Origin of the sequence: Actinoplanes sp. NPDC051861, assembly GCF_040681145.1 — a bacterium.
In the GTDB taxonomy this organism is placed as follows: domain Bacteria; phylum Actinomycetota; class Actinomycetes; order Mycobacteriales; family Micromonosporaceae; genus Actinoplanes.
The window spans coordinates 1,212,669-1,227,929 of record NZ_JBFAYE010000001.1 but is presented as its reverse complement, the minus strand read 5'-3'; the positions used below and the strand labels follow the sequence as shown (position 1 = coordinate 1,227,929).

Sequence of the window (15,261 nt, the reverse complement as noted above, 5' to 3'; positions counted from 1 at the left end):
ACTGCTAAGAGTTCAGCACGCTGGACAGCGCGTGTACCGCCGGGACGACGTGCTGGTACGGCAGCCCGGCGAAACCGATGAGCATTCCGGTGGCGGCCGGCTCGAAGGCGTACGAGCGGCGCAGCGAGGTCAGCCGCAGCCCGTGCCGCCGCAGGATCGGCGTGAGGTCGGGATCGGCGGCGTCACGGGGCCCCGACACCGTCAGGTGCAACCCGGCCTCGGCGGGCAACCGCCGGTACCCGGCGGGCAGGAGTTGGTCGAGCGAGCTGCGCAGCAGACGGTACCGCTCGCCGTATCGGCGCCTGGCCCGGCGCAGATGCCGGTCGAGATACCCCTCGGTGATGAACTCGGTGAGGGCGCCCTGGGTGGCCGGCGGCGGGCACCAGTCGACCGCCTGGCGGACCGCGCGCAGGGCCGGCAGCAGGGTCACCGGCGTCACGAGGAAACCGACGCGCAGGGCCGGGGACAATGTCTTGCTGAAGGTGCCGACGTAGATCACCCGGCCGTCGCGGTCGAGCCGTTGCAGAGGTTCGAGCGGGCGCGCGGCGTGACGGAACTCGCTGTCGTAGTCGTCCTCCACGATCGCCGCACCGCTGCGGCCGGCCCAGCGGAGCAGTTCCAGCCGCCGGCGGCGGCTCATCACCATGCCCAACGGGTACTGATGTGACGGCGTGACGTAGACCAGCCGCGCGTTCGCCGGAATGGCCTCGACCACGATCCCGTGCTCGTCGACCGGAACCCCGGCCACGCGCAGTCCCTGGCTGCGCAGGATCGCGACGACCGGAGGGTAACCGGGCTCCTCCACGGCGACGGTCGCACCCGGATCGGCGAGGACGCGGGCGACGAGGTCGACGGCGTGCGCGGCGCCCGAGGTGACAAAGGTCTGCTCCGCCGTGGCAGCGACACCGCGGGAGCGCAGCACCCAGTTCGCGAGGGCGGCGCGCAGGCCGGGGGTACCTTGCGGATCGTCGTACTGGCCGAGCGCGTGGTCCAGGGTTCGCAGGCAGCAGCGCCGCCAGTCCGCCACCGGGAACAGCGCGGGATCGAGGTGGCCCGGCTGGCAGTCGAACTCGGACGCGGCACCGGGACGCGGAGCGAACGGCACGATGGCGCCCGCCCGCCGGGTCGGCTGCAGGGCGGCCACCACCGTACGGCGACGGGCCGGCTGCGGCACCGCGCTGACCAGGCTGCCCCTGCCGGAATGCCCTTCGATGTAGCCCTCGGCGCTGAGCCGGCCGTACGCCTCGGTGACCGTCGCACGCGCGATCCGCAGGTCCGCGGCCACCGTCCGGGACGGGGTCAGCCGGTCACCCGGCCGCAGACGGCCCTCGGCGATGGCGGTGCGCAACTGCTCGTACAGCTGCACGGCGAGCGGCCGGGGATCGTCGGGGTCGAGGAAGAGCTCCATCATCTTGGTCTACTCGAATCACCCTCCATTTGGTACTCCAGCCAGACCAGCAGCGTCCGTAGCGTCGGCCCTGCGGTCATCTGCGACAGGCGGACAAACTAGGAGGAGATCCGTATGCGACGGTTCATGGCTGTGCTCGGGCTCGCGGCGGCGATCCTGTTCACCGGGCCCACCGCCAGCCAGGCTGCGCCGGCTGCCATTCCGGATTACTACATCCAGATCGAAGGCGACATGAACGACTGCACTCTGGGTTACCTGTGCGTCTGGTCGGGTGATCACTACAGCTCTCGGCTCCTCGCGATGCGCGGCGAAGGGCTGGCCCGGTGCGAGGGGTACCGGTTCGAGGGAACCATCTGGCAGGACAACGTCCGGTCGATCTGGAACCGGGCGCAGGGTGGCCCGTCGTCGATCTGGAACCGGCGCGCGGATGGTTCGTTCCACTATGCGAAGTACGCGTCGCTGGGAACGGGATATCGGCATGACACGGCATTCAGCCAGATCATGGACGCGTGGGTCTGGGATCCGGCCGGTACCTGTCAGAACCTCCGTCTGTGGCACGTCATCGGAGCCTGAGGCCCCGACTCCGGGCTAGCCCTTTCGGGGATCAGCGCGCTTTGCCCGCCCGCAACAGGTCGAGAGACTTGGCGAGGCGACGCGCGCGGGTCTCGGCTGTCTTGGCGCCCGTCAGCTGCTCGGCATGCCAGCGCTGGTTGCTGAAGGACATCGAGTCCCAGAAGGTCTTGGCCGACGGCTCTGCGGCGAGTGCCGCCGCCAGGTCGTCGGGCACCTCGATGGCTCGCGGGGTGGTGTCCAGTTCAACGTCGACGTCGTAGGTCTCGCCGCCCTCGATGCCGGCCGCCGCCCGCCGCTCCGCGCTCACGCCGAGCCAGTAGTCGCCGCCCATCCGGGCGATCGACGAGCGGAACTCGAACCCGTTGACGCGGACCACGACCTTGGGCCGCCCGCCGCCGCCGAGGCCGTCCACGATCTCGTCGGCCACCTGGAAACCGGTCGTGTTACCCCCGGTCTTCTGCAACTCCGCCCGGAACTCCATGCCGCCAATCTAGCCGCTCCAGGAACGTCAACTGGGCTTTCTTGTGACCGAGATCGATCTGGGCGCCCAGTCTGTAGCCCTCGCGCTGGAGGCGGCTGATCATGCGCTCGTTGCGGATATCGGGTTCGGCGACGATGCGCTGGTGGGCGGGGTCGGCGAAGAGGTGGTTCATGAGTACGGGAAAGACCGCGCTGGTCAGGTGCGGCAGGTGACGGTCGCCGGCGTCGAGGAGCAGGTGCATGCCGAAGTCACCGGGCTGGACGTCGTAGCACTCGCCGACCGGGTCCTGCGCGGGTTCGTACGTCTGGAAGATGCCGATCGGCCCGTCGTCGAGCAGCAGGAGGTAGGCGTGATGGGTGTCGAGGCTGTCCACGAAGCCGTAGATGTCGGCCACCTCGTCGACCGTGTGTGAGGTCATGCCCCAGAAGCGGTTGCGCGGCTTGATCACCCACTCGTGCACGATCGGCGCGTGCGCCGCGGGGTCGAGCGGAATCATGGTGAGTTCGCCCAGACCGGCCAGTTTCTCGGACAGGACGATCATGGGAGCTCCTCGGGAAGAGAGGTGGGGGTCAGTAGCGGCCAGTCCGTGATCAGCGGGACCAGCGAACCGGAGGACCAGAGCGGCAACTGGTCCAGGAAGTGCGGCGACGAGGGCGAGTCGACAGCGCCGAACGGGACCACCCAGCGGCTCCGCTGCCGGTCGGCGAGATCCCAGACATATCGGGCGACCGGGCCGCGCCAGCAGAGGTCACTGACGCCCGGAACGCTGGAGGTGTTGAGGACACAGTCGGCGGAGCCGCCGAGCGGGGTGCGCGGGACCTCGGCTTCGAGGCCGGGCAGCAGCAGCGGGTGCAGCAGATGCCGGTCACCCCAGGAAACGGTGGTCTCAGGAGCGGACGGGACCAGTTTGTGCGGGTCGAGGCCCAGGCCCGCCAGGACGCCGTCGAGGGCGATGCCGATCCGGCCGCGGGGGTCGGTCCAGGGGGTGAAGAGCGGGTCGTGACCGGAGTCGGTGAAGAGCGGCGCCAGGGCCGGGTGCTCCCACAGGGCTCGGGCGACCGCGGCGCGCCAGGCCGTGTGCCGCGCGGCTTCCGGGGAGTCGGCCGGGAGCGCGGTGTCCATGTGGATCTGCTCGGGCGGGGCGCCGGCGTCGAGCAGCTCGCGGATCCGGCGGGCCCGCGCGGGTGACGCGAAGTCGATGCCGTGCGCCTCGGTGTCCACGCGGCGGTCGTTCGCGTTGACCACGGAAGGCGCGTCAAAGCGGGCCGTCGGCGCAAAGCCGGACTTCCAGGCGTACGCGGGTTCCCAGGCGGGGACCGGCACCCAGCGGTTGCGGTCGTCGCGGACCGGGACGCGGCCGGCGGTCAGTTGGACGACCCGGCCGGTGTTGTCGGCGATGACGACGCTGTTGACCGGTTCGACCCAGTGGGACAGCGCGTCGGCCACCTCGTCCACCGTGGACGCGCGCAGCAACGGCAGCAGGGCGTCGAAGCCGAGGTCCGCCGAGACACGGGCCGGAGTGCGCAGACTCAGGTTGCCGTCGATGATCGGGCCGCGGGGAGTCTCCAGGATGTCGACAGTGATCGGGTCGTCGTCGCGTACGAAAATGGTCTCTTGAAGGGTGACCACCGGCTCCCAGCCGGCCGCGCCGCGTGCCTCGACCCCCGCCTCGGTCCGGCGCAGCTCCTCGACGTAGAGGTCCTGGTAATCGGCCATCGCGTTGGTGATCGCCCAGGCCACCGGCCCGGCGTGACCGAAATGCTGAACACCGGGCACGCCGGGAAAGGTCAGCCCGGCGACGTCGAACTCGGGACAGGCGAGGCGGATCTGCTGGTAGACGCCGGGGAGTTCGAGGAGGCGGTGCGGGTCGCCGGCGATCTGACCGGGAACCGCCCACGCGTTGCTGCCGGACGAGACCGGCCCCTCGATGGCGAACCAGGGCAGCGCCGACGGTCCCAGCGTGCGCTCGACGTGCGCACGCCACATCTTGTTGGGAAATGTCCCGAAAAGGATGTGCTGCACCTGGAAGACGCCGAGCGAGGACCACGGATGCCACTCGATGCCGCCGGCGCGGACCCCGTCGGAGTATGCGCTGAGAAAGCCCTGCGTCTCCGGGGAGAGCGTGGCGAAACACCGGCGCGCGGTGTCGTCGAGGCGGGCGCGACGGGCGAAACGGTCCCAGCCCACCTCGGCGGATCCGGCCGCCGACGCCAGCCGGCCCTCCGAGCGGAGGCGTTCCACCTCGATCTGCCTGCCGCGATCAATCGCGGTCACCCGCCCCTGCAGGTAGGCCAGTTCCTCGACCGAGCCCGCCCGCAGGTGCGGAATGCCGTAACCGTCCCGAAAAAACTCCATCAGGCAAGATCCATCAGGCGATCGGGTTCTCCAGCTCGCCCGCGAAGATCAGCGAGCCGGCCTGGTCGGTGAGGTCGACCATCTGGAGCGTGTTGCGCAGCTGGAGCCGGTTCAGGCAGGAGTGCTGGAACGTGGGCCGGAGCAGGTCGAGGCGGCCGCTCAGCTGCGGATGGTCCTTGGCGTGCTCGCGGACGCAGTCACCGGCCAGCGCCCAGAAGTCGCCCGCGGACAGCACCCCGTCGGCGTCCAGGATCCCGGCGAGGTGGCGCAGGAACCCGTCGAACACGTCCGTGAAGAGCGCCAGCTCCTTGATCTCGTCGGTGACGTCGATCCGGATGCGCTCGACGTCGGGCGGCAGCGGCTGGTCGTTCATGACCGCCACCTCCTCGCCGATGTCCTTCATGAACACGCGGCGCGGGACGTGGTTCTCGAGGACCAGGATCAGGTTCTCGCCGTGCGGCATGAAGGCCAGGTCGTGCCGGAGCAGGCAGTGCACGATCGGGCGCAGGTAGGCGCGCAGGTAGGTGGCGACCCATCGGGCGGCCGACATGCCGGACGCGCGGATCAGGGCGGAGACCAGGGAGTTCCCGTCACGGTCGCGGTGCAGCAGGCTGGCCATGGTGGCCAGGCGCTCGCCTTCGGCGATCTTCGGGACGGGACTCTCGCGCCAGAGGGAGGCGAGCATTTTCGTGTACGCCGAGGGCGTGCCCACCCGGTGATAGGCGTCGCCGGTGTACCCGATCGACGCGAGCTCGCGGAGCACGCCGAAACCGCACGCCCGCAGTTCCTCGTCGCCCTCGACCACCGACGCCACCCACTCGTTGATCGGCGGCGTGGCCTGCATGTACTTCGGTGACAACCCGCGCAGGAAGCCCATGTTCTGCACGGCGATCGCGGTCTTCACGTAGTGCCGGTCCGGCCGGTCGGTGTTGAAGAACGTCCGGATCGACTGCTGCGCGCGGTAGCGGTCGGGCCCGGCGTCGAGCGGCACGATCGCGCGGCGGGCGATCTCCGGCGCGAACGTGACCGTCAGCTTGTGCTCCCACTGCCAGGGATGCACGGGCAGGTAGCGGTACTCGCCGGGGTCGAGGCCGCGCGACGCCAGCTGCCGTTCGAAGCGGTCCAGCAGCTCCTCCCCCAGCTCCGACACGTAATGCGCGCGCTCGTCACCGGCTGTGACAAAGATGCTCTCGTCCTTGCGGATGGCCACCCAGCGCAGGCGGACCGGGCTGCCGGCCTCCGGCGCGTACGCCTCGTGGTCGCTCAGGCCGAATCCGATCCGGCCGTTGTTGGCCACGAAGCCGGGGTGCCCCTCGGTCATCGCCGCCTCGATCGTCTGGAAGTCGGCGTGCACCAGCTCCTCGGCCGTCTCCCGCCGGTGCGTGATCTTCCAGGCGGTGCCGGCCAGCGTCGCCGAGATCTCCTCGAGGTACGTCCCGAGCAGCTTCTCCGGGATGCCCAGGGTCTCGCGGAGCCCGATGATGAAGTCGAGCGCGTCGAGGGGCCCGTCCAGCGAGTCCGCGTCGATCACCCAGTGTTCGAGGGGATAGCGCTTCGCCGTGAACGTGTTCTCCCCGAACCGATACCGATTGGTATCTATTTTTTCCGGATTTATCAGGCGCTCGTGGCTGAATTCGGCGATCGCCTTCGCGATCAACCGGCGGTGGGCCGAAGCCATGGCGTGCGGGTTCAGGTGGGGAACGCTCATTTCGTACGCGACGCGCGTGCAGAAACTGAGCCGTGCCACCTTGTCGTGCAGCTGGACGTGCCGCTCCTCGACGAACCCGACCTCGGCGTTCTTGCGCGCGATCGCCTCGTTGCGCACATCCGGCTCGACCACCACCCGCTCGACGCGGGAGTCGGCGAAGCAGAAGTCCATCACCGCCCGCATCACGGCCGAGGTGACCCCGGACCGCTTGCTGGTCGGCGGCGCCACAAGCACGTGCATGCCGATGTCGCCGGGGCGCACGTCGTAGTGCCGCGCGAGTTCACTGTGCGCGGGCTCGTAGGTCTCGGCCAGGAACAGCGGCGACCCGTCTTCATCGTGACCCAGCCACGCGTGGTGGTGTGGGTTGTCCGCGATGCCCTGATATTCGCTTCTGACTCGGTCAACCGTCGCACCCTGCATGCCCCAGTAGTGCGAGCGGGGATGGGTCACCCAGGCGTGCAGAAGGTCAAGGTCACGATCAAGATCAAGGGGTACGAGTCTCACGATGTCACCAAGGTCCGGGGAATGTGGGCTTTCGGGGCTCCGAACTGCTGGAACGCGATCGATTCTTCGATCTTGTAGATCTCGCGGCCGGTGACGCCCTTGAGGATCACCGAGTTGCGGTACGCGCCCATGCCGAGATCGGGAGCGGTGAGGCTGTGCGTGTGCTCCTCGGCGTTCTGCACGAACACCTCGTTGCCGTTGACGTCCACGGCGTAGTCGACCGCGACGTCGAAGCGGCCGCGGGCGTCCCAGTTGATCCGGTCGCGGACCGGGTCGAGGAACGACGGGACGCGGGGCGCGTACCCGGTCGCCAGCACGAGGCCCCGCGTGGAGGCGGTGAACGAGCGGCCCTGCTCGGCGTGGTTCAGGGCGAGCGTGTAGCGCTTCTCCGCCTCGTCCCAGATCACGCCCTCGAGGGCGGTGCCGGTGAGCAGCGTGGTCGGCACCGGGCCGTGCAGACTCTTGGCGTACAGGGTGTCGTAGATGGCGTCGACCAGGTCACCGCTGATTCCCTTGTAGAGGTTGCGCTGCTCGCGGCCGAGCCGGTCACGCACCTCCAGGGGCAGTCCGTGGTGGTACCGGATGTACTCCGGCGAGGTCATCTCCAGGGTCAGCTTCGTGTACTCCATCGGGAAGTACCGGGGTGACCTCGTGATCCAGCTGAGGTGGTACCCGTACGTCTCGATGTCGTTCAGCAGGTCGAGGTAGATCTCGGCGGCACTCTGGCCGCTGCCGATCACGGTGATCGAGTCGAGGCCCCGCAGCTTCTCCCGGTTGGGGAGGTAGTCCGCGCTGTGCACGTACTCCCCCTGGTCGACCGCGGCCGGAACGCGCGGCGCCGTGCCGATGCCCAGCACGAGCTTGCGCGCCCGGTAGGTCTCCCCGGCGGTGTGCACCAGATAAGCCTCACCGTCGTAAGTGACGGTGTCGACGCGGGTGTTCCAGTGGATCGACGGGAGCTGACCGGCGACCCACTTGCAGTACTCGTTGTACTCGGCGCGCAGCGGGTAGAAGTTCTCCCGGATGTAGAACGGGTAGAGCCGCCCCACCTGCTTGAGGTAGTTGAGGAACGAGAACCGGTTGGTCGGGTCGGCCATGGTGACCAGGTCCGCCATGAACGGGACCTGGATCGTCACACCGTCGATCATCAGGCCGGGGTGCCAGTCGAACTCCGCGCGCTGCTCCAGGAACACGCCGTCCACATCGGGCAGATCGGCGGTCAGCGCGGCGAGACCGAGGTTGAACGGGCCGACGCCGATCGCGACGAAGTCATACGTCCTCATGCCATCACCGCCTCGGCCTCGTGTTCACCGGTTTCCTGCTGGCCCAGCATCTCGTTGCCGATCTCCCGGATGAGGTCCAGGACGTCGCGCAGGTTGCCCATCGTGGTGTTCGGGTTGAGCAGCGTGAACTTCAGCCAGTAGTGCCCGCCGATCGTGGTGCCGGCGACGATCGCCTGCCCGCCGTAGAAGAGCCGCTGGCGCAGCTTCGGCATCAATTCGTCGCACGCGGCAACACTCATGCCGGCCGGCCTGAAGCGGAACAGCACCGTGCTGAGCGTCGGCGCCGCCACCGCCTCGAAGTCGGGCTCGTCGACGATGAACTGGTACGCCTCGTGCGCCCGGTCCACCACGGCGTCGAACATCTCGCCGATCTGGTCCGAGCCGATCGTGCGCAGCGTCATCCAGAGCTTGAGCGCGTCGAAGCGGCGGGTGGTCTGCAGGCTCTTGTCGACCTGGTTGGGCACCGTCGCCGTACGCGGGTTGAGGTAGTCGGCGTGCACCGCGATCCGGCGCATCGTCTCGCCCCGGCGCACCACGACGGCGCTGGAGCTGACCGGCTGGAAGAAGCTCTTGTGGAAGTCCACGGTGACCGAGTCGGCCCGCTCGATGCCGTCCAGCAGGTGCCGGCGGCGCGGAGAGACGAGCAGGCCGCAGCCGTACGCGGCGTCGACGTGGAACCAGACGCCCCGGTCCGCGCAGATGGTGCCGATCGCGTCGACCGGGTCGATCCGGCCCAGGTCGGTGGTGCCGGCGGTGGCGACCACGGCCATCGGGATGCCGCCGTCGCGCCGAACGTCGTCGATGGCGGCGGCCAGCGCAACGGGGTCCATCCGGCCGGTGCCGTCGGTGGCGACACCCACGACCGCGTCGGCCGCCATGCCGAGGATGCCCGCGGACTTGCTGACGCTGAAATGGCTCTCGGTGGTGGCGAAGATCCGCAGGCGCGGGATCGCGGTGCTGCGATCCTCAGTGAGGCTCGCCAGCGTCTCCTCGCGGGAGAGCAGGAGGCCCTGGAGGTTGGACTGGGTGCCGCCGCTGGTGAAGATGCCGTCCGCGTCCGGGCCGAAACCGATCCGGCCGGCGGTCCAGTCGATCAGCCGGCGCTCGATCAGCGTGCCGGTGGCGCTCTGGTCCCAGGTGTCGACGGAGGAGTTGACCGCGGAGATGAGGACCTCGGCGCTCAGGGCCGGGATCGCGACCGGGCAGTTCAGGTGCGCCACGTACGTCGGCTCGTGGAACCAGACGGCGTTGTCCAGATAGAGCCTGGCGACCTCGTGCAACGCGGCGCCGGTGTCACCGAGCGGGCGGTCCAGGTCGACGGCGTCGACCTGCGCCTGGAGCTCGGCGACTCCTGCGCCGGAGTACGGCTGCCGCACCGCTTTCACCCGGTCGGCGAGCAGCGCCGACGCGTGCCACACACCGGACGTGTAACTGTCCAGCGTGGACCCGGAGAACAGGTGCGGGGACGCGAACCCCTCCAACGTGGCCTCCACTAATAAGGTATGCCTTACCTAACTGAGGGGAGGCTAACCGGCCGGACACGCGAAGGAAACTTGACCCTGGCCGGTCGGGCGATGCGTGAATCCTCCTTCACGCCGATGCACCCGCCACGACCAGCGCATCGGCATGTGCAAGATCCTTACGTGAGGCATGGGTGATTCATCCCACATTGCGGAAGGGGGCCCGCCGTCACTCGGACAGCGGGCCCCCTTCTACCCCCCAGCGTGAAGATCAGAACGGCGTCAGGGTGATTCCCGCCGCGCGCGGGTCGCCGTCGTGCACGAGCGACTCCTGGTTCTGGACGTCGTCGAAGGCGAATGCGTACGCCTTGCCGTCGACCATGTTCTTGTGGATCTCACGGGCGTACACGTTTGTGCGTTCGCCCTGGTAGAAGTCGGCGGCGGTGCCGCTCGGCTGGGTGTCGAGCCGGCCCAGCGTGGTGCGCTGCAGCGCCGCGCACAGGGTCCGCGCGATCGGACCCACCACCTGGTCGTTAGGAGCGCCGAGCGCGCCGTCGCAGCCCCACACGTTCGCCGTCGACGGCTTGGTGAACGACGCCACCGTGCGGCCCGAGGTGTCGGTGAAGCTCATGACGTTCCCGGAGGTCCGGCCCAGGTATTTCACAGTGGGCTGGTCGGTGAAGGGGACCACGGTCAAGGTCTTCGACGTGTACGCGTTCCACGCGCTCGTGATGTACGGGTCGAGGTAGGTCGGGCTCATCAGGCCGGCGTCGGCGGCCTTGCCGGGCGCGAGCACCCGCAGCACCGTGCCGTCGGCGGCGGTCACGACGCTCTTCGCGAAGTCCGGGCTCGCCTTGATCGCGTCGATCACCTTCTGGCGGCCGTTCGCCACCGGCTCACCGGTCTTGGCGATCTTCCCGCTGCCGCCGGTGACGCTCACGATGTGCGGCACCGCGAACATGTCCACCTGCGAGCTGTTGAGCCAGAGCCCGGAGCCGTTCAACGTGAACTCGCTCCAGTCGAAGAGGATGTCGTGGTTCGGGTCGCCGGACGCCCACGGGGCCGGCTGGACCAGGCCGTCGGTGGTGAGCCGGAAGTCGAGCTTGCGCCCGAACGAGAAGTAGATCCGGCCGGACAGGTTCTTCGGCACCTTGATCGTGGTCGACGAGCCGTTCCCGGGCCGCTGATGGCGACGTCCGGCGCGGGCACCGGCACGGGTGCGCCGCCGGTCCACGCGGTGAAGGCGCCGGAGCCGTTCACGTAGCCGAGCTTGCCGGTGTTGAGGTTGACGCCGAGCACATAGACGTGGACGGCCTCGTTGCGGCCGCTGCGGTTCGTCAGCGTGACCGGGAGCAGGTCGGAGGCCGGCGGGACCGCGGTCGCGGTCGTCTCCACGGGCGCCGCGGTGGTCGCGGCGGGCTTCGTGGGAGTGGGAGCCGCCGTCGTCGCGGTGGGTGCCACTGTGGTCGGCCGTGTGGTCGGCACTGTGGTCGGCACTGTCACTTCACCGCCGGAACACGGGGCGCCGTTCAGCTTGCAGTTGAGCGGCTGTGCACCGGATCCGACAAACCCGAACGTCACCTTTCCGCCGACCGGAACGGCGCCGTTCCAGGACCGGTTGGTGAAAGTCCGATGAGCCCCCGAGGCCACCATGTCGGCTTCCCAGAAACTGCCGATCGTCGCGCCGGACGGGAGGTCGAATTCCACTTTCCAGGACGTCAGCGCGGACGTTCCGGTGTTGCTGATCGTCACCTCGTCCTGCCAGCCGGAGCCCCAGTCGGAGACCGTGCGAACGGTGGCGGTGGGTGCGGCAGCCGAGGCGGGCAGGGCGAACCAGGCGGTGGCGAGCGCGGCGACCGTGGCCACCGACCCGAGTATCAGACTTCTCTTCCGGCGCATGGGGGTGCGGCCCTTCGAACAAGATCGGACAGGGACGCACGCCATTATTCAGACGAGAGAGCGCTCTCGCGCGTTCTTTAAACCTCCTTTAAGGTCAACTTCCCCAGACGGGTTTCCGGGCCCCGGATAACACTTTCCAGGAACCCGGAAAATTCCGCGTGTGGAGTTTGGGTCGCTATGTGGGCCGAACTTCACACGCAACGGGTTCGCTTTTCAGGCGCGGGTGAGGCGCACGGCTGACCAGGAGACGCGCGGGAGTGTCAGCGTGGCGGTCTCGCCGGAGATCGCCACCGCGCCGGTCGGCACGGACGCGGTCGGGCGCAGGGTTACGCGCTCCGGGTCGTCCCTGGTGTTGCTCGCGCGCAGGTCGTCGTCGGTGAGAGTCCACGCCTCGGCGACGGTCAACCCACCGAACCCGTGCAGGTCCACGCTGAACTCGACCGGCTGCTCCTGGTCCCGGTTGACCGCGAAGATCACCACGTCGCCGGTGGTCGAGTCGTGGGTGGCGACCGCGTCGATCAGCGCCGCGTCGCCGTACTTCTCCGTCGGGTAGGTCGGGCTTTCGATCCGCAGGTCCAGCACGTCGCCCTTGGCCAGCGCGGCGGTGCGGGCGAACGGGTGGAAGATCGTCTGCCGCCACGCCGGGCCGCCGGGCTCGGTCATGATCGGCGCGATGACGTTCACGAGCTGGGCCTGGCAGGCGGCGGTGACCCGGTCGCTGTGCCGCAGCAGCGAGATCAGCAGGTTGCCGACGACGACGGCGTCAGCGACGTTGTACTGGTCCTCGATAACCCGCGGAGCCACCTTCCAATCGGCGGCCTGCGGCTGGTTCTGTGACTGGTTCTGGAACCGGGACAGATACCAGACGTTCCACTCGTCGAACGACAGGTTGATCTTTTTCTTGCTCTTAAGCCGCGCGCCGACCGCGTCCGCGGTGGCCACGATGCTGTTCACGAAGTGGTCCATGTCCACGGCGCTGGCCAGGAACGAACCCAGATCGCCGTCGAACTCCTCGTAGTACGCGTGACAGGACACGTAGTCGACCTGCTCGTACGCATGCTCCAGCACCGTCGACTCCCAGGTGCCGAACGTCGGCATCGACGAGCTCGAACTCCCGCAGGCGACCAGTTCCAGATCGGGCTCGGCCGAGCGCAGCGCCCGCGCCGTGGACGCCGCGAGCAGCCCGTACTCCTCCGGGGTCTTGTGCCCGGTCTGCCACGGACCGTCCAGCTCGTTGCCCAGGCACCAGATCTTGATGCCGTACGGCTTCTCCGCCCCGTTCGCCCGCCGCAGCTCGGACAGGTGCGTGCCCTCCGGGTGGTTGACGTACTCGTGCACGTCGAGCGCCTCCTGCACGCCACGGGTGCCGAGGTTGACCGCGTACATGATCTCGACGTCGGCCTTCTCCGCCCACCTGGCGAACTCGTCGATGCCCACCTCGTTGGTCTCGATGCTGCGCCACGCCAGATCGCGCCGCCGAGGCCGCTTCTCGACCGGCCCGATGCCGTCCTCCCAGCGGTAGCCGGAGACGAAGTTGCCGCCCGGGTAGCGGACCATCGTGACGCCGAGTTCACGGGCGAGCGCGAGGACGTCCGTACGGAAGCCGTCCTCGTCGGCCAGCGGGTGGTCCGGCTCGTAGATCCCGGTGTAGACGCAACGGCCCATGTGCTCGACGAACGAGCCGAAGGTTCGGCGGCTCACCGGAGCCACGACGTGGGCAGGGTTCAGTGCGACACGTGCACGGTGCATGGTTGTCCCTTTACCGAGAAGTAGACGTCACACGGTTACTTGACGGCGCCGATGGTCAGACCGCCGCGCCAGTACCGCTGCAACATCAGGAAGGCGATGATCAGGGGCACGATGGCCACCAGGGACCCCGCCACGATCACGTTGAAGAGGGCCGCGCCGCCGTTGCCGATGGTCGCGGACATGTACCAGGTCCGCAGGCCGACGGTGAGCGGGAAGAGCTGGTTGTCGCTGAGCATCACCAGCGGCAGGAAGAAGTTGTTCCAGGACGCGACCATGGTGAACAGCAACACCGTGACCAGGGCCGGGCGCATGGCGGGCAGCGCGACACTGCGGAAGACCCGGAACTCGCCGGCGCCGTCGATCCGGGCCGCCTCGAGCATCTCGTCCGGCACCGAGTCGTGGGTGTACACGCGCAGCAGGTAGACGCCGAACGGGTTCAACAGCGACGGCAGGATCACCGCCCAGATCGAGTCGACCAGGTTGGCCTGCGACATGAGCAGGTACGTCGGCAGCACCAGCGCGGTGGCCGGCACCATGATCAGCCCGAGCAGCAGGCCGAAGAGCACGGTCCGGCCCGGGAAGCGCAGCTTGGCGAACGCATAACCGGCGAGGGCCGACACGAGCGTCGCGCCGACACCGCTGACCACCGCGTACAGCGCCGAGTTGCGCAGCCAGGTCAGGTAGATGCCGTCCTCCTGGCTGAACACCAGCTTCAGGTTGTCGATCAGGTGGAAGTCGGCGAACCAGAGCGGGGACGAGCCGAACAGGCCGTCGTTGTCCTTGGTCGCCGCCACCAGCAGCCACCAGAACGGCAAGAGGAAGTAGATCGCCATGACGCCCATCAGCAGGTGCGCCGCGACTGAACCCTTCTTTTCACTCATCGCAGCGCGCTCCGTTTCCGGGTGGCGAACAGGAAGATGTACGACCCCACGAAGACAACCGCACCCAGGAGGAACGAGATCGCCGCCGAGTAGTTGTACTGCTGGAACGCGAACGCCTGGTTGTACGCGTACACGTTCGGCGTGTAGTGCGCGGTGATCGCTCCCGGGTTGAGCGGCTGCAGGATCAGTGGCTCGGTGAAGAACTGCAGCGTGCCCATGATGGTGAACAACGTCGCCAGCACGAGAGCCGAGGCGATCATCGGAGTCTTGATCCGGAGCGCGATCTGCACCGCGCCGGCGCCGTCCATCTTCGCGGACTCGTAGATCTCGCGCGGCACACCCTGCAGGGCCGCGTACAGCACGATCATGTTGTAGCCGGCCCACTGCCAGGTGACGATGTTGCCGAGCGAGGTCAGCACCATGTCGCTGGAGAGGAAGTCGACTCCCAGACCGCGGAACGGCCCGGTGTTCTGGCTGTAGAGGAAGCCCCACATCAGCGTGCCGATGACCACCGGAACGGCGTACGGGACGAAGGCGGCGAGCCGGAAGACGCGGGAGAAGCGGGACGTCGCGTGGTCGATCAGCAGCGCCGCCAGCAGCGCGATACCGATCATCACCGGCGTCTGGACCAGCCCGAACACCAGCACCCGGACCACGCCCTCGCGGAACAGCGGGTCGTTGAACGCCTGCTTGTAGTTGTCCAGGAAGGCGAAGACCTCACCCTCGATGAGGGTGGAGCGGTAGAGGCTGAGCTTGAGCGAGTACGCCAGCGGCAGCAGCAGGAACGCGATCAGCAGGATCACGAACGGCAGGACGAACAGCCATCCGATCGCCGCCTGCCGGGCGTGCGCCATCCGCCGGCCGCCGGAGACCACTCCGCCCGGGCTCTTGCTGGGCGGGGAACCCGCGGCCGCCTCAGCGGCGGCCGCGGCCCCAGAACGCACCTCAGTCATTTCTGTA

General features: G+C 68.5%; 12 protein-coding genes and 1 pseudogene. 1 reads left to right on the top strand and 12 read right to left on the bottom strand.

All coding sequences use genetic code 11. The features are described 5' to 3' along the window. Window positions 1-4 precede the first annotated feature (4 nt). Entirely contained in the window at window positions 5-1,411 is a 1,407-nt protein-coding gene (locus AB0M02_RS05940; RefSeq protein ID WP_364222047.1) for a PLP-dependent aminotransferase family protein, read from the bottom strand. Between the two features lie 123 nt (window positions 1,412-1,534). Here AB0M02_RS05940 and AB0M02_RS05935 point away from each other — a divergent pair, with 123 nt between their 5' ends. Further along, window positions 1,535-1,981 carry a peptidase inhibitor family I36 protein gene (locus tag AB0M02_RS05935; protein ID WP_364222044.1) on the top strand — a complete coding sequence of 149 codons (447 nt, stop codon included), beginning with the start codon at window positions 1,535-1,537 and terminating at the stop codon, window positions 1,979-1,981. A gap of 31 nt (window positions 1,982-2,012) precedes the next feature. Here AB0M02_RS05935 and AB0M02_RS05930 read toward each other — a convergent pair whose 3' ends face one another. The 11 genes and pseudogenes from AB0M02_RS05930 to AB0M02_RS05880 form a co-directional block, all read right to left on the bottom strand. Continuing rightward, window positions 2,013-2,462, bottom strand: a complete 450-nt coding sequence (locus AB0M02_RS05930; RefSeq protein ID WP_364222041.1) for a YdeI/OmpD-associated family protein — start codon at window positions 2,460-2,462, stop codon at window positions 2,013-2,015. Continuing rightward, window positions 2,425-3,000, bottom strand: coding sequence for a GNAT family N-acetyltransferase (locus tag AB0M02_RS05925; protein ID WP_364222618.1), 576 nt, complete (start codon window positions 2,998-3,000; stop codon window positions 2,425-2,427). The genes AB0M02_RS05930 and AB0M02_RS05925 overlap by 38 nt, the downstream gene beginning before the upstream one ends. Beyond that, window positions 3,000-4,817, bottom strand: coding sequence for a penicillin acylase family protein (locus AB0M02_RS05920; protein ID WP_364222039.1), 1,818 nt, complete (start codon window positions 4,815-4,817; stop codon window positions 3,000-3,002). Before AB0M02_RS05920 ends, AB0M02_RS05925 begins: the two co-directional genes overlap by 1 nt. A gap of 13 nt (window positions 4,818-4,830) precedes the next feature. After that, a complete protein-coding gene (locus tag AB0M02_RS05915) occupies window positions 4,831-7,029 on the bottom strand; it encodes a GNAT family N-acetyltransferase (RefSeq protein ID WP_364222036.1) in 2,199 nt (732 codons plus the stop codon). After that, window positions 7,026-8,312, bottom strand: coding sequence for a SidA/IucD/PvdA family monooxygenase (locus AB0M02_RS05910; protein WP_364222033.1), 1,287 nt, complete (start codon window positions 8,310-8,312; stop codon window positions 7,026-7,028). Before AB0M02_RS05910 ends, AB0M02_RS05915 begins: the two co-directional genes overlap by 4 nt. Next, a complete protein-coding gene (locus AB0M02_RS05905; RefSeq protein ID WP_364222030.1) occupies window positions 8,309-9,793 on the bottom strand; it encodes an aspartate aminotransferase family protein in 1,485 nt (494 codons plus the stop codon). The genes AB0M02_RS05910 and AB0M02_RS05905 overlap by 4 nt, the downstream gene beginning before the upstream one ends. 250 nt (window positions 9,794-10,043) lie before the next feature. Beyond that, on the bottom strand, window positions 10,044-10,922 hold the full coding sequence (locus tag AB0M02_RS05900) for a beta-1,3-glucanase family protein (protein WP_364222615.1): 879 nt from the start codon (window positions 10,920-10,922) through the stop codon (window positions 10,044-10,046). A 425-nt stretch (window positions 10,923-11,347) separates the two neighbouring features. Further along, window positions 11,348-11,671 (bottom strand): annotated as a pseudogene (locus AB0M02_RS05895) (cellulose binding domain-containing protein); the annotation flags it as partial. Between the two features lie 213 nt (window positions 11,672-11,884). Next, complete coding sequence (locus AB0M02_RS05890; RefSeq protein WP_364222027.1) at window positions 11,885-13,420, bottom strand: alpha-N-arabinofuranosidase; 1,536 nt, start codon at window positions 13,418-13,420, stop codon at window positions 11,885-11,887. A gap of 35 nt (window positions 13,421-13,455) precedes the next feature. Then, window positions 13,456-14,301, bottom strand: coding sequence for a carbohydrate ABC transporter permease (locus AB0M02_RS05885; protein WP_364222024.1), 846 nt, complete (start codon window positions 14,299-14,301; stop codon window positions 13,456-13,458). Then, window positions 14,298-15,254, bottom strand: coding sequence for a sugar ABC transporter permease (locus AB0M02_RS05880; protein ID WP_364222021.1), 957 nt, complete (start codon window positions 15,252-15,254; stop codon window positions 14,298-14,300). The genes AB0M02_RS05885 and AB0M02_RS05880 overlap by 4 nt, the downstream gene beginning before the upstream one ends. Window positions 15,255-15,261 lie beyond the last annotated feature (7 nt).

Coding starts and splice junctions, on each gene's coding strand:
- AB0M02_RS05935 (WP_364222044.1), top strand. CDS start 1,535: ATGGCTGTGCTCGGGCTCGCGGCGGCGATCCTGTTCACCGGGCCCACC.
- AB0M02_RS05930 (WP_364222041.1), bottom strand. CDS start 2,462: ATGGAGTTCCGGGCGGAGTTGCAGAAGACCGGGGGTAACACGACCGGT.
- AB0M02_RS05885 (WP_364222024.1), bottom strand. CDS start 14,301: ATGAGTGAAAAGAAGGGTTCAGTCGCGGCGCACCTGCTGATGGGCGTC.
- AB0M02_RS05890 (WP_364222027.1), bottom strand. CDS start 13,420: ATGCACCGTGCACGTGTCGCACTGAACCCTGCCCACGTCGTGGCTCCG.
- AB0M02_RS05940 (WP_364222047.1), bottom strand. CDS start 1,411: ATGATGGAGCTCTTCCTCGACCCCGACGATCCCCGGCCGCTCGCCGTG.
- AB0M02_RS05910 (WP_364222033.1), bottom strand. CDS start 8,312: ATGAGGACGTATGACTTCGTCGCGATCGGCGTCGGCCCGTTCAACCTC.
- AB0M02_RS05880 (WP_364222021.1), bottom strand. CDS start 15,254: ATGACTGAGGTGCGTTCTGGGGCCGCGGCCGCCGCTGAGGCGGCCGCG.
- AB0M02_RS05920 (WP_364222039.1), bottom strand. CDS start 4,817: ATGGAGTTTTTTCGGGACGGTTACGGCATTCCGCACCTGCGGGCGGGC.